This is a genomic window from Cedecea lapagei (genome assembly GCF_900635955.1).
GTDB lineage: Bacteria > Pseudomonadota > Gammaproteobacteria > Enterobacterales > Enterobacteriaceae > Cedecea > Cedecea lapagei.
The window spans coordinates 3,556,002-3,569,870 of record NZ_LR134201.1 but is presented as its reverse complement, the minus strand read 5'-3'; the positions used below and the strand labels follow the sequence as shown (position 1 = coordinate 3,569,870).

The window sequence follows — 13,869 nt, the reverse complement described above, 5'->3', positions numbered from 1 at the left end:
GCGCTCAGCCGTCAGGACGCCGGCGTTACCTCTACCGCACTGCCGCTTAGCTCGGTGACCAAATCGTTTACGCCGTCGCTCATGTTGACAAAGCGGGTGAGCGGCGAGCGGGTGACCACGACAAATACACCTACGTTCTTCTGCGGCACCATCGCCATATAGGTGATGAAACCGCCGCCGCCGCCCGTTTTCTGAATAATGCCCGGACGACCCTCTTTCGGCGACATCCAGACCCAGCCCATGCCCAGGGCATCAGCTTTTCCCGGCACGTCCATGCCAATCACTTTATGCAGCTGGCTACGCTGATAAATCAGGGTTTGCATTCTGTCGGCCTGGTCGCCGCGACGATGGAAGTCGGAAGAGAGGAACTGCTGCATCCAGCGCATCATATCGCCCGGCGTGGAGTAGACGCCACCGCTGCCGACGGCAGCCAGCGTGTTATCGCACGGGCTGGCCCCTTTTTCGGCGATCATCAGGCGTTTGCACTGGTCTGGCGAGGGGGTAAAGGTCGTATCTTTCATGCCCAGCGGGCGGGCAATTTGCTCATCGAATAAATCTGCATAGGGCCTGCCGGTTGCACGAGACAGCGCATCGGCCAGCAGGTCAAAGGCCAGGTTTGAATAGGCGGCGACGGTGCCCGGCGCGGCCTTAAGCGTGGCCTGCGAGAGCCAGTTCCAGCGCTGATCCCGCGTAGGCCAGGTGAAGACCGTGCGGTGTGCAGCGCCGCCGGGCTGTTCGCGCGGCAGGGAGCTGGTGTGGGTTGCCAGGTTAATCAGCGTGATCGGCTGGCCGTTAAAGGTCGGCACCCGGGCACCCGGCGGCGCATATTTGCTGAGGGGATCGTTAAGCTGGACTTTCCCCTGGTCGAGCATTTTGACCAGCATTTCGCTGGTCATCAGCTTGGTCAGCGAGGCGATACGAATCACCGAATCCAGCTGCGGGCGAACGTTGTTGCCCGGTCTGGTCTCACCGAAGCTGCGAAACACCCGCTGGTTTCCATCGATCACGACGATGGCCATTCCGGTCGCACCGCTGCCGTAGTAAATATGGTTTGCGTAGCGGTCAACAACGTCGGCGGCAAATTCCGGCGACGGTGACGGTTGCGCAAAACTGAGCGCCGGAAGCAGGGCTGCGGCCAGCATAAGAAGACGAGGAAGACGAGTTTTCAACGCAAAAATCCAGTTAGAAAAACAAAGCGGTATTGCAGGTATTTATACTACTCTGCGCCCTTATGCAAAGCGTCAATTCAGCATTTGTCGCCGGAAAAGCGTAAACGTGCATTACATCCCCCGCGGGTTGAATAAAAGTTTGTCAGCTGACGCGTAATGACACACTTTTCGGCTATTTATTAATCAGCGCCACGTGTATAACCCGAAGGGTGCAATAAATGCTCTGAAAGGCGTTCAGAACAGACAATTTTTCTGCGCTGTTTTGACAAAAAGTGCGTATTATCCTGCCGGATATTTATTGCTTGTCTGCAACTATTTCTCCCTCCCGGAATCTTAGTAATGACCCAAGGCGTACCGCGACTGACTGAGTTCTTTATGCGATACACAACCCTCTCGCATAAAGAAGTTGATATGTCTAATAAACCACTGTTTTTTAAATGTCTTTTGCACCCTCGCTATTGGTTTACCTGGTTCGGACTGGGGATACTCTGGCTGTGGGTCCAGCTCCCTTACCCGGTATTGATGAGGATGGGCGATCTTATTGGTCGTTTTTCCATGCGTTTCCTCAAGCGTCGGGTCACCATTGCTCGCCAGAATCTCCGCCTTTGCTTCCCGCACTACAGCGACGCGCAGATTGATCTCATCGTCCGCAAAAATTTTGGTTCGCTCGGGATGGGGCTCATCGAGACCGGCATGGCCTGGTTCTGGTCAGATGCGCGGGTTCGCAAGTGGTTTGAGGTCCGCGGCCTCGAGCACATCAACACCGCCTGCGAAAAAGGCAAAGGTGTGATGGTCATCGGCGTGCACTTTATGTCGCTTGAGCTGGGGGGACGCGTGATGGGATTGTGTCGCCCGATGATGGCGATGTACCGTCCTCATAACAACAAGGTGATGGAGTACGTGCAGACCCGTGGGCGTTCGCGTTCCAATAAAGCGATGCTCGACAGGCGCAACCTGAAAGGGATGGTGAAGGCGCTGAAATCCGGTGAGGCCGTGTGGTTCGCCCCGGACCAGGATTACGGCCCGAAAGGCAGCTCTTTTGCGCCCTTCTTTGCCGTTCAGGAGGCGGCGACAACCAACGGGACATTTACCATTGCTCGCCTGGCAAAAACCCGCCATCCTGACGACCGTCCTGATCCGCAAAACCGGGGGAACGGGCTACCAGCTGGTGATTGAGCCTGAGTTTTGTGACTACCCGGGCGAAGATGAGCAGGCCGCCGCGGCCTATATGAACCGCAAGATTGAGCACGAGATCATGCGCGCACCGGAGCAGTATCTGTGGCTGCATCGCCGCTTTAAAACCCGGCCTTTTGGCCATGCCGGGCTCTACACGATTTAATCCTCTGGCAGGTATGCTACGCTTTTTTCTTCTTATCTGAGGAGAGTCAGCATGCCTGCACCACGCGTTGTGATGGTTATCGATATGCAAAACGGCGTCTTAGCGTTTCCCCGTCATGCACGTGAGCAAACCGCCGCCAGGCAGCGAAGCCTTTGACATTATTCCCGAACTGCATTGCCCCAAAGGGGCGCTGTATGTGGTCAAAACGGCCAGCGATGCTCATACCACGGCAGACCGCGCAGCGGTGAGCGCCGAGGCGTTGATTCAGCACCATAATGAGGTATGGGCTAACCTGTCGATTCCGGGCAATACCCTGGCAGTGAAAACCACGGCGGCTATTCTGGAAGGCTGGAGCTAAATGATGTAAGCCGCTCTCACTCTTTGATACAACATTCAGCAAGCATTATCGTAGAACGTTCGCTATAACCAGCAGATATAACAACAAAAAGTCGTATCAGGAGTGCTGTAATGTTTAAATCTTTCTTCCCGTCACCGAAGCTGTTTTTTATTTCGGCGGCAATATGGGGACTGCTCGCAGTGTTATTCTGGCAGGCCGGCGGCGGCCTGTGGTTAGAAAACCTCGCGGGCGCCAGCCAGCAAATACCCATTAGCGCAGCCCGTTTCTGGACGCTAAAAGCCTTTGTTTTCTATGCTTTTTACGCTGTCTGCGTTGGCCTGTTTGCCGGGGTATGGGCGTTGGTGAGCCCACATCCGTGGCAGCGCTGGTCGATTCTTGGCTCCTCGCTGATTGTTTTTGTGACCTGGTTTATGGTCGAACTGGGCGTGGCGATTAACGCGTGGTATGCGCCGTTCTTTGACCTTATCCAGACCGCGTTAGCTTCCCCGAACAAAGTCCCGCTGCAGCGATTCTATAGCGAAACCGGCGTCTTTCTCGGTATTGCGCTGATTTATGTTACCGTCGGTGTGCTGAATAGCTTCTTTATCAGCCACTACGTGTTCCGCTGGCGTACCGCGATGAACGACTACTATATGGAAAACTGGCAGAAGCTGCGCCATATCGAAGGGGCGGCCCAGCGTGTGCAGGAAGACACCATGCGCTTTGCCTCAACGCTTGAGGATATGGGCGTGAGCCTGCTGCAGTCGGTCATGACGCTGATTGCCTTCCTGCCGATTCTGGTGGCGTTGTCTCCGCACGTTAAGGAGTTGCCGATTGTTGGCGCGGTGCCTTACGGGCTGGTGATTGCGGCGATTATCTGGTCGCTGATGGGAACCGGCCTGCTGGCTGCGGTGGGGATAAAACTGCCGGGGCTGCAGTTTAATAACCAGAAAGTTGAGGCTGCTTACCGTAAAGAGCTGGTTTACGGGGAAGACGACGGGAGCCGGGCGACGCCGCCGACGGTGAAAGCGCTATTTGGCGACGTTCGACATAACTACTTCCGCCTCTATTTCCATTACACCTATTTTAATATCGTGCGCATTCTTTACCTGCAGATAGACAACGTGTTTGGCCTGTTCCTGCTGTTCCCTTCGATTGCCGCAGGCGCGATTACTCTGGGGCTGATGCAGCAGATAACCAACGCCTTTGGCCAGGTGCGCGGCTCGTTCCAGTACCTGATCAGCTCCTGGACCACGCTGGTCGAGCTGATGTCTATCTACAAACGTCTGCGCAGCTTTGAACGAACGCTGCAGGATGTACCGGTGCCGGGTACCGAAGAGGCCGTCTGAGGCAAAAAGAAAAGGGATGACAAGCTGTCATCCCTTTTTTTGATCAGTGCCCTGCGGAAGGGGCACCCGGTGCGCCAGCCCGCACAAACGGCGGACGGGCAAACCAAATCACCAGAATCAGCGCCATAAAGCCCCAGCCCAGCAGCCAGAAGTAGTCGATGGTCGACATCATATAGGCCTGTTGCTCAATGGTTTTATCCACCACGGCGAGATGCTGCTGCGTGGCGCCGCCCATCTTATGCAGATAATCCACCGCCGAAGGGTTATAGGCCGACACGCTCTCCGTGAGGTTCGCGTGATGGTAAACCTCGCGGCGTGACCAAATCCAGGTGGTCAGGGAAGAAGCAAAGGAGCCGCCGAGCACGCGGAAGAAGGTTGCCAGGCCAGAGCCCTCTGCGACCTCAACGCCGTGCAGGTTCGACAGCACAATAGTGGTTATCGGCATGAAGAAGAATGCCACGCCAATCCCCATGAACAGCTGCACCTCGGCGATGGTGCGAAAATCCACGCTGGTATTAAACTGCGCGCGCAGCAGGCACGATGCGCCCATGGTCAGGAACGACAGCGTGGCCAGCAGGCGCATATCAACCTGGCTGGCGTAGCGCCCGACAATCGGCGTAAGCAATAGCGGCAGCACGCCCATCGGCGCCGCGGCAAGCCCGGCCCAGATAGCGGTATAGCCCATCTGGGTTTGCAGCCACTGCGGCAGAATAATGTTGATGGCGAAGAACGCCGCATAGCCTAGCGTCAGGGACAATGTGCCGATGGCAAAGTTGCGGTCGGCGAACAGCCGCAGATTGACGATCGGGTGGCGCTCTCCCAGTTCCCAGATGACAAACGACACCAGCGCAACCGCGGAGATAACCGACATGGTGATGATTTCCGGCGAGGCGAACCAGTCAAGATCGTTCCCTTTATCCAGCACAACCTGAAGCAGCCCGACGCCGAGCACCAGCAGCGCAATACCGATGTAGTCGATAGGGGCGATGGTGGTGGTCTCTTCGCGCTCGCGCAGCTGCGTCCACACCACGATGGCGGCAAAGATCCCGATCGGCACGTTGATGTAGAAGATCCACGGCCAGGAATAGTTATCGGTGATCCAGCCGCCGGTAATGGGGCCAACAATCGGCGCGACAACCGTCACCATCGACAGCAGCGCCAGCGCCATACTTCGTTTGCTGGAGGGGAAGATAATCAGCAACAGCGTCTGGCACATCGGAAACATCGGTCCGGCGAAAAAGCCCTGCAGCGCGCGGAAGATAATCAGCTCGGTCATGCTGTGGGCAAAGCCGCAGAGGAACGAGGTGAGGGTGAACAGCGCCACGGAACCCACGAACAGCTTGAGCTGTCCGAAGCGGCGGGTAAACCAGCCGGTCAGCGGCAGGGCAATGGCGTTACACACCGCAAACGAGGTGATAACCCAGGTGCCCTGGTCAGCGCTGACGCCGAGGTTACCGGCTATCGTCGGCAGCGCCACGTTAGCGATGGTGGAGTCCAGCACCTGCATAAAGGTGGCCAGCGACAGCGCAATCGTCGCCAGCAGCAGGCTGGGGGGCGTAAACGCCGCCTTATCTTGCATAACGACTCTCTTAGCGGTTGGCTGACGCTACCGGCTGGCTGTTGTCATGAAGGATTTTCTTGACCAGTTTGTCGGCGTTGTCCAGCGCGTTCTGATAAACGTCGGTGCTGAAGCGTGGTGCGGCGACGGTTTTTTGCGGCAGCAGGTGGCCGTCAGCATTGCGGATATCCACGCGAGCGAACATCGACAGCCCTACGCGAAGCGGGTGTTTCTGCATGTCATGCGGATCCAGCTTAATACGGACCGGCAGGCGCTGAACGATTTTGATCCAGTTGCCGCTGGCGTTCTGGGCCGGTAACAGCGAGAAGGCGCTGCCTGTGCCGATGCCGAGGCTTTCAATGGTGCCCTGGTACTTCACGTCGTCGCCGTAGAGATCGGCGGTCAGCGTAACCTTCTGCCCGAGACGCATATCCTGCATCTGGCTCTCTTTGAAGTTGGCGTCAACCCACACCTGGTCCAGCGGCACTATTGCCAGCAGGGTGGTGCCGGAATCGACGCGCATCCCCAACTGAACGGCGCGTTTAGCCACGAAACCGCTAACCGGCGCGACGATAGTGCTGCGGGCGTTGTCGAGGAAGCGCTGGCGCAGCGTGGCCACGGCACTTTTAATTTCCGGGTGGCTGTCGATAACCGTGTCATCCACCATCGCGAGGTTAGTGCGCAATGCCTGCTGGGCGGCGGCAAGATCGCTTTGCGCGCTGGTGACCGCATCGCGGTAGTGGGACAGGTCTTCAGCGGCAATGGCGCCGGTCGCAAAAATTTTCTGGCGGCGGGCGTAGTCGCTTTGCGCGGTCTGCAGCGCTACCTGCTTAGCGGCAACCTGAGCCCGGTAGTTATCCGCGGTACTGTAAAGTCCACGTACCTGACGCACGGTATTCGCCAGGTTGGCCTCCGCCTGCTGGAGAGCGATTTCGGTGTCGCTTGGGTCAAGCTGCACCAGCGGCTGCCCCGTTTCCACGTAGTCCCCCTCGTCGACGCTGACCTGAGTCACCGTACCGCCAATTTGCGGCGTCAACGTGACCTGGTTGCCGTTGACGTAGGCGTCGTCGGTTGTTTCGTAATAGCGCGCGTAGAGCATGTACCACGCCACGCAGCCCGCGCCAATCAGAAGCAGGATGATAAGAAAAATAGCAAAGTTACGCTTGCGCTTGCTCGGCATGCGCTCAACCTGCTCAGTAGAGGTTTGCATTTATATATGGCCTTAATCAGAAAGCTTAAAGGTGGCGCTCGGTGATCTCATCCGGCAGCATTTTGAGCAGCAGGTCGTTAAGCTGCTGTGATTCTTCAGGCGTCAGGCGCTCGGTGAGCATGCCGATGATCGAATCCAGCGCTTCGTTCTGGAAACTTTCGCATATCTGCTGCCCTTTTTCGGTCAGCGCCAGGATCACCTGGCGTTTATCTTCGGGATTCACATGTCGCACGATCAGATCTCGCTTCACCATTCGCTCAAGCATACGGCTCATGGCGCCGGTATCCATGACCAGATTTTTGCTGACTTCAACCGGGCTGTTAAAGCCCTTATAGATACTGATCAGAACCTTAAATTGCGGGCCGGTGATCCCTATCGGTGCAAAATACTGGCCGATAAGCTGGTCTTTGAACTGGTTAGACAGGTGAATCAGCAGGCCAAGGTGCAGGGGAAAGGGGGAGATATCCGTAGAGTTGCTCATGATATTTGCCTGGTCAGTAGTTACAAAAGAAATTACTGACCAGGCATCTAATTGTCAACGTTATGTCAGGATGAGAGCACGTTTTGTCAGCCCACCAGCCAGGACTGGGCCTCTTTTTTCATCGCCATTTCGAGGTCTGAGCCCTGCGTTGCAAACACGCGTTGTACAGGAAAGCCTGATTTTTCCAGCAGATAGGCGAGAGGAGCGTAGGCTGCCGGGTAGCGTTTTGCCGCCTCTTTATCAATGTCCACCGGGCCAAACGGGAAGTCGAATGAGCCAAAATCATAAACCACCTGGCGGCGCAGAATTCGCCAGACGCCCTGGCGTTTTTCCAGCATGTCATAGAAACGGTTATGGCAGGTGGCGCCCATTTCTAACCTGTGGTTTTGGCCAATAATCATGGCGTTGGTTTCAGAGATCGCCTTGTCTTGTGTGCTATTGAAGCTGACAACCGGCGTGCCAATCAGGTGTTTGGTACTGATGTCGGACTTGCCCATCCGCATTGAGCCTTTGATAAATTCGCTGGCAAGGCCCTCAAACCAAGTGACTTCGATAGTGCCTTCCGGGTGGAAGAGCGCAGATAGCTTGTCCCACTGGGCAAGATCCCGGTGCATCCAGCCGTTGATTAAGTCGTTGATGGCGAGGCGATCCTGCAAATAGTCACTGTTCATATAGGGCTCCTGTAAAGGTGAGAAGCCATTGTTGCTCCGCGTTATTGATAAATGAAATATATTGATATGATGATTCAATCATTAAAACTGATGGCTAATGAGCATGGAATTAAGACACCTTCGCTACTTCGTGACGCTGGCCGAAACCGGTCATTTTGGCCAGGCCGCCGCGCGGCTGCACATTGTCCAGCCCGCGCTAAGTATGCAGATTCGCGCGCTGGAAGACGAAGTCGGCGGGTCGCTCTTTACGCGCACCAGCCGTAAGGTCGAGCTAACGGAAGCGGGAAGATTGCTGCTGCCGGAGGCGAGACGCACGCTTGAACAGGCCGAGCACGGTAAAAAAATAGTTCAGAGAGCGCTGCGGGGCGAAACCGGCCTGGTAAGAATTGGCTTTGCCGGTAACGCCGTGGTTTCCGGCTGCTTGATGAACGACGTTCGCGCTTTCCGCCGGCTTCTGCCGGAGGTTGAGCTTCAGCTTCAGGAAATGTCACCCCTCGCGCTCGGTGAGGCGCTCAGGCAGCGGACTGTCGACGTGGCTTACACGCCGCTGATGGGCGAGCTTGCCGAAGATATTGAGGCGGTAAAAATTGCGGAATGGCCGATGATGGTCGCGGTGGCAGAAGGCAGCCCGCTGGCGGCCGAAAAGCGGATCACGCTTGAGATGCTGGCGCAGGTTCCTCATATTCAGTTCGCCGCCGGCGAGGGCGACCAGGCGCTGGAGCTGGTTCGGGAGCGGTGGGGCAGTGAAGCCCCCGCGCCGCTATACCGCGCATCCAGCACGCTTGGCGCGCTGGCAATGGTGGCCTCTGGTTTTGGCATTGCGCTGCTGCCGCATTCTTTTACCCACATGGCTATCCCGCACCTGGTTTATCAGCCAATTTCCGATCGGCGACTGACGGCTGAATTGCTATTGTTAAGTCGCCGCGATGAAACTCAGGGGGCCGTGAAGGCCTGGGTTCGTCTGGCCCTGAAAAATAATCACAACGAAACGTAATGAGGATGTCTTATTGAACAGGCAGCATGGATTGATGGCGCTCTCTCTGGGAGCCTTGTTGGTATTGACTGGGTGTACAACCAAAGGCAGCACGCCGACCTCAACAACGACCGCGGCAGCTAAGCCAATAGATATCGAAACCGTTGCCCAGCGGAAAATCCCCGAAGGCGTAAAGGACAGGGCCGGGCTGGCAAAAGACCTGCTGACGACCCTAAAAAGCCAAAACCTGGAGCAGAGCGAAGAGAACATTTGCTCCGTGCTGGCCGTGGCGCTGCAGGAGTCTAATTTGCAGGCCGATCCTGCCGTGCCGGGGCTGAGCAAAATCGCCTGGAAAGAGATAGACCGCCGCGCCGAGGGCATGCACATTCCGCCGCTGCTGGTGCATACCGCGCTGCGTATTAACTCTCCCAACGGCAAGAGCTACAGCGAAAGGCTGGATAATGTCAAAACCGAAGGGCAGCTTAGCGCCATTTTTGATGATTTTCTGACCATGGTGCCGATGGGGCAGAAGCTGTTCGGCAGCTTTAACCCGGTGAGAACCGGCGGCACGATGCAGGTCAGCGTGGCCTTTGCCGAGAAGCACACCGACGGCTATCCGTGGAAGATGGAAGGCACCGTTCGCCAGGAAGTGTTCACTCGCCGCGGCGGGTTATGGTTTGGCACCTATCACCTGCTGAATTATCCGGCTAACTACAGCAAACCCCTGTATCGCTTTGCCGACTACAATGCGGGCTGGTACGCCAGCCGAAATGCCGCCTTTCAGAGCGCGGTCAGTCGCGCTACCGGCGTGAAGCTGGCGCTGGACGGCGACCTTATCCTCTATACCAGCGATAAGCCGAGCAGTACCGAGCTGGCGGTACGTAAACTCTCAAGGCAGCTGGACATGAGCGACAGCGAAATTCGCCGGGCGCTGAACAAGGGTGACAGTATTGGGTTTGAAACAACCAGCCTCTACAAGCAGGTCTTTGCGATAGCGGAGAAAAAGGCGGGTCAACCGTTACCCAGAGAGATGCTGCCGGGGATCACGCTGGAAAGCCCCAAAATTACCCGAAATCTGACGACAGCCTGGTTTGCTAAGCGGGTGGACGACAGACGGGCCAGCTGTATGCTGCGCTAAACGTCGCTGAGGGGAGATTCAGGGCGTTCACTTTGGCTCAGTAAAACCAGGCCGAGTGACGGCGATGGCGCAGGCGCAGCGTCAGCGCGACGATGCCAATAGCCAGCGTGCCCAGAAGAAAAGGAATAAGCCCAAACACGGTGCTGACCGCAAGGCCCATCTCAATGCGCGGGCGGCTGGCATCGTTGCTTTGAGCCAGATATTCCAGCACGCCGGGAGCCTGGACGATAAGATTCAGCATTTGGGTGGCGACCCAGAAGCAAAACAGCACGAACAGCGCATAGGCAATGTTGCCCGGCACCGACCCCTCCGTTTTGGTCGTCATTATTACCCGAGTTGCCGGAATAACGGCCTTCGAGAATGAAACATCAGCCATCGTGACCTCCCGTAAAATTGCAATGCGAATCAAACATGTGACTCCCCATAACGCGAATTCTGGCAGGTCCCGGGCGTTGTCAATATCAGATTGCTGGTAATTTAAGGGGCAGAATTCTCCGGAATTTGCATTATTTGCTCAACTTCACATTTCCGTAACTTAATGGAAATTTTCTTAACAATATGCTGGCGAGGCCTGAGGTCACGGCGCGTTTCCCTGGCCGCGATGTGCAACAATAGCGGCAGGCTTATTTTTGAATGCGTGAGGCGGCAATGTTAACCCTGAAAATGCGTCGTGACTGGCACTACTATGCGGTGGCGATAGGGCTGATTTTTATTCTTAACGGTGTGGTGGGCCTGCTGGGGCTGGAAACTACGGGCTGGCAAAGCTATGCGGTGGGGCTGGTGACCTGGGGGATTGGCTTCTGGCTTGCTGGCTTTATTATCCGCCGTCCCCGGGAAGAGTCGGAAACGGCGGAGCCTTAAGGATTACGAGGTGATTGAGCTTTTCAGCGCGCAATCCTGCTGGTGGTGCTCAAGGGCAAGCTCAATCAGGCGGGTAATCAGCTCCTGATAGCCGATGCCGCTGGCCTGCCACAGCTTGGGATACATACTGATGTTGGTGAAGCCCGGCAGCGTATTAATCTCGTTGATGATCACGTCGTTGTTTTCTGTCAGGAAGACGTCGACGCGGGCCATGCCGCTGCACTCCAGCGCCTGATAGGCGCGAACCGCGATTTTACGGATCTTGTCGTTAACGTCGGCATCAATCGCCGCCGGAACGACCACCTTCGCAGCCTGCTCGTCAATGTACTTGGTGTCGTAGGAGTAAAACTCGCTGTTGACGACGATTTCGCCGCAGGTGCTGGCCTGCGGGTAGTCATTCCCGAGCACGGCGCATTCGATTTCACGGCCTTTAATACCCGTCTCCACCACCACTTTATGGTCAAACTCAAAGGCGAGCGCTACCGCTGCGTGGTACTGCTCTTCGTTGTTGGCTTTGCTCACGCCGACCGAGGAGCCCTGGTTGGCTGGTTTGACAAACAGCGGCAGGCCGAGCTGTTTTTCCACCTCGGCGAAGCTGATTTTTGTGCGGTTAGCACGCGTCAGGGTGATAAACGGCGCGACGTTCAGGCCCGCATCGCGCAGCAGGCGTTTGGCAACGTCTTTGTCCATGCTCACCGCCGAGCCCAGCACGCCGGAACCGACAAACGGCAGATTGGCAACGCGCAGCAGCCCCTGCAAAGAGCCATCTTCACCCAGCGTGCCGTGCACAATAGGGAAAATCACGTCTATCTGCGAAAGCTGTTCCGCGCTGCGGGGTTCAATAAGCTGATGTTCAGTCTGACCCGGAACCAGCGCCACGCTCTTCTCTGACCGGTTCAGGGCGATAAGCGCCGGGTTATTGGCGTTCAGCAGGTAGCTGGAGGCATCGTTGATGTGCCACTGGCCCTGTTTATCAATGCCCAGCAGCACAACATCAAATTTCGACTTATCAATGGCGTCGACGATATTTTTTGCCGACTGCAGCGACACCTCGTGTTCTGCCGATTTCCCACCAAACACGATACCAACCCGCAGTTTTGCCATGCCTTTAATCCACCCATCACTTTACGAAAGTGGACAACATAGCACGCTCATAACGGGGATTCATGTGGTTCCTGCATCAACAGCTCCGGCGGGTCAGGATATGTGCTTTAGTAAACAATCATTTCTCTGGCGTCATGATAACGACGGGCGCTGACGGCAATATTCATTAGTGTGATAAGCTTTGCAGAAATCGTTCTGCACTGGGGCATCCCCTTTGAAAAAACGCGCTATGGAGTCCTGGAAAGTAAACCTTATTTCGGTCTGGTTCGGCTGCTTCTTTACCGGCCTTGCGATTAGCCAGATTTTGCCTTTTCTGCCGCTCTACGTTGAGCAACTCGGCGTGACCTCCCATCAAGCGCTCTCTCTTTGGTCCGGCCTCACCTTCAGCGTAACGTTTTTAGTCTCGGCGATTGTCTCGCCGATGTGGGGCAGCCTGGCGGATCGCAAGGGGCGCAAACTAATGCTGCTTCGCGCCTCTTTTGGCATGGCGGTGGCGATTTTGCTGCAGGCTTTTGCCACTAACGTCTGGCAGCTTTTCCTGCTGCGGGCGGTAATGGGATTAACGTCAGGCTATATCCCTAATGCGATGGCGCTGGTGGCCTCTCAGGTGCCGCGCGAGCGGAGCGGCTGGGCCATTAGCACGCTCTCTACCGGGCAAATTAGCGGCGTGATTGTGGGTCCCCTGCTGGGCGGCTTTATGGCCGACCATTTGGGGCTACGCCCGGTTTTCTTTGCCACCGCCGGGCTGCTTATGGTCAGTTTCCTGGTGACCCTGCTGCTGATTAAAGAAGGTGCGCGCCCTAAAATCAGCAAGAATGAACGTCTCACCGGAAAAGAGGTGTTTGCCACGCTGCCCTATCCCTGGCTTATCTTAAGCCTGTTTCTTACCACGCTGGTGATCCAGCTTTGCAACGGTTCAATTGGGCCTATCCTGGCGCTGTTTATCAAACAGCTTGCTCCGGACAGCAATAACATCGCCTTTATGAGCGGCTTTATCGCCGCGCTGCCGGGGATTTCCGCGCTGTTTGCTGCGCCAAAACTGGGCAAACTGGGGGATCGAATCGGGACCGAGCGTATTTTGATGGCCACGCTGTGCTGCGCCGTGGTGTTATTCCTGGCAATGTCCTTTGTCACCTCGCCAGTTCAGCTCGGGATCTTACGCTTTATGCTGGGTTTTGCCGACGGCGCGATGCTGCCGGCGGTGCAAACGCTGCTGCTGAAATACTGTAGCGACCAGGTGACCGGACGCATCTTCGGTTACAACCAGTCGTTTATGTATTTGGGGAATGTGGCCGGGCCATTGATGGGGGCCGGCGTTTCGGCAATCGCCGGTTTTCGTTACGTTTTTGCGGCAACTGCGGTGGTTGTGTTGCTCAACGTCTGGCAGCTGGCCGTTGCCCTGAAGCGGAAAAATGCGCGGCTGCAAACGGCCGATAAAAAAACTTAAGCGCCCGCTTTTTCGGCTGCTGGCTATATTAGTGAGAAAAATATGTAGAGTGATTTCGACTTATTTTTCTCGCCGCCCGCAGCCTGAGCTTCAGGGAATAATATTCCATTATTCTTTTTTTGTAGTGCGAAAAATTCTCTGTCAGGTTTATTTGCAGACTGAATCGTTTTAATATCGACGCTATTTGCTGTTACGCACATATTTAACACCGCATATTGCTCTCAGGTGGATC

12 protein-coding genes and 2 pseudogenes are annotated in these 13,869 nt (G+C 56.0%); 7 read left to right on the top strand and 7 right to left on the bottom strand.

Translation table 11 applies throughout. The annotated features are described in order from the left end of the window. Nucleotides 1–11 precede the first annotated feature (11 nt). The gene (ampH, locus tag EL098_RS17495) at nucleotides 12–1,169 is read right to left on the bottom strand and encodes a D-alanyl-D-alanine-carboxypeptidase/endopeptidase AmpH (RefSeq protein WP_408609086.1); all 1,158 of its coding nucleotides are present in this window, start codon (nucleotides 1,167–1,169) and stop codon (nucleotides 12–14) included. Between the two features lie 411 nt (nucleotides 1,170–1,580). On the opposite strand from ampH, the pseudogene lpxP reads away from it, so the two are divergent. The 3 genes and pseudogenes from lpxP (at nucleotide 1,581) to sbmA (ending at nucleotide 4,194) form a co-directional block, all read left to right on the top strand. Beyond that, a pseudogene (gene lpxP, locus EL098_RS17490) lies at nucleotides 1,581–2,508 on the top strand (kdo(2)-lipid IV(A) palmitoleoyltransferase). Nucleotides 2,509–2,559: 51 nt separating this feature from the next. Next, nucleotides 2,560–2,866 (top strand): annotated as a pseudogene (locus tag EL098_RS17485) (hypothetical protein). A 110-nt stretch (nucleotides 2,867–2,976) separates the two neighbouring features. Next, a complete protein-coding gene (gene sbmA / locus EL098_RS17480) occupies nucleotides 2,977–4,194 on the top strand; it encodes a peptide antibiotic transporter SbmA (RefSeq protein WP_126357366.1) in 1,218 nt (405 codons plus the stop codon). A 43-nt stretch (nucleotides 4,195–4,237) separates the two neighbouring features. On the opposite strand, the gene EL098_RS17475 is transcribed toward sbmA, so the two are convergent. From EL098_RS17475 to EL098_RS17460, 4 genes are all read right to left on the bottom strand, one after another. Continuing rightward, nucleotides 4,238–5,773 (bottom strand): DHA2 family efflux MFS transporter permease subunit, encoded by a 1,536-nt coding sequence (locus tag EL098_RS17475; protein WP_126357365.1) that lies wholly within the window; start codon nucleotides 5,771–5,773, stop codon nucleotides 4,238–4,240. A 10-nt stretch (nucleotides 5,774–5,783) separates the two neighbouring features. Further along, nucleotides 5,784–6,962: an HlyD family efflux transporter periplasmic adaptor subunit gene (locus EL098_RS17470; RefSeq protein WP_126357364.1), complete on the bottom strand. Its 1,179-nt coding sequence runs from the start codon at nucleotides 6,960–6,962 to the stop codon at nucleotides 5,784–5,786. Between the two features lie 25 nt (nucleotides 6,963–6,987). Next, nucleotides 6,988–7,443 (bottom strand): MarR family transcriptional regulator, encoded by a 456-nt coding sequence (locus EL098_RS17465; protein WP_126357363.1) that lies wholly within the window; start codon nucleotides 7,441–7,443, stop codon nucleotides 6,988–6,990. An 86-nt stretch (nucleotides 7,444–7,529) separates the two neighbouring features. Then, a complete protein-coding gene (locus EL098_RS17460; protein ID WP_126357362.1) occupies nucleotides 7,530–8,114 on the bottom strand; it encodes a nuclear transport factor 2 family protein in 585 nt (194 codons plus the stop codon). 103 nt (nucleotides 8,115–8,217) lie between these two features. Between EL098_RS17460 and EL098_RS17455 the strand changes: the two genes are divergently transcribed. Continuing rightward, on the top strand, nucleotides 8,218–9,108 hold the full coding sequence (locus EL098_RS17455; RefSeq protein ID WP_126357361.1) for a LysR substrate-binding domain-containing protein: 891 nt from the start codon (nucleotides 8,218–8,220) through the stop codon (nucleotides 9,106–9,108). 34 nt (nucleotides 9,109–9,142) lie between these two features. Further along, the gene (locus EL098_RS17450) at nucleotides 9,143–10,225 is read left to right on the top strand and encodes a DUF1615 domain-containing protein (protein ID WP_408609136.1); all 1,083 of its coding nucleotides are present in this window, start codon (nucleotides 9,143–9,145) and stop codon (nucleotides 10,223–10,225) included. Nucleotides 10,226–10,262: 37 nt separating this feature from the next. Here the strand turns inward: EL098_RS17450 and EL098_RS17445 are convergent, their stop codons facing one another. After that, nucleotides 10,263–10,601 (bottom strand): DUF2755 family protein, encoded by a 339-nt coding sequence (locus EL098_RS17445; RefSeq protein WP_126357359.1) that lies wholly within the window; start codon nucleotides 10,599–10,601, stop codon nucleotides 10,263–10,265. A 272-nt stretch (nucleotides 10,602–10,873) separates the two neighbouring features. Here EL098_RS17445 and EL098_RS17440 point away from each other — a divergent pair, with 272 nt between their 5' ends. Beyond that, entirely contained in the window at nucleotides 10,874–11,086 is a 213-nt protein-coding gene (locus tag EL098_RS17440; RefSeq protein WP_126357358.1) for a DUF2754 family protein, read from the top strand. A 3-nt stretch (nucleotides 11,087–11,089) separates the two neighbouring features. Here the strand turns inward: EL098_RS17440 and ddlA are convergent, their stop codons facing one another. Then, a complete protein-coding gene (ddlA, locus tag EL098_RS17435) occupies nucleotides 11,090–12,190 on the bottom strand; it encodes a D-alanine--D-alanine ligase (RefSeq protein ID WP_126357357.1) in 1,101 nt (366 codons plus the stop codon). Between the two features lie 229 nt (nucleotides 12,191–12,419). On the opposite strand from ddlA, the gene EL098_RS17430 reads away from it, so the two are divergent. Beyond that, nucleotides 12,420–13,637 (top strand): multidrug efflux MFS transporter, encoded by a 1,218-nt coding sequence (locus EL098_RS17430; RefSeq protein WP_126358494.1) that lies wholly within the window; start codon nucleotides 12,420–12,422, stop codon nucleotides 13,635–13,637. The last annotated feature ends 232 nt before the right edge of the window (nucleotides 13,638–13,869 follow it).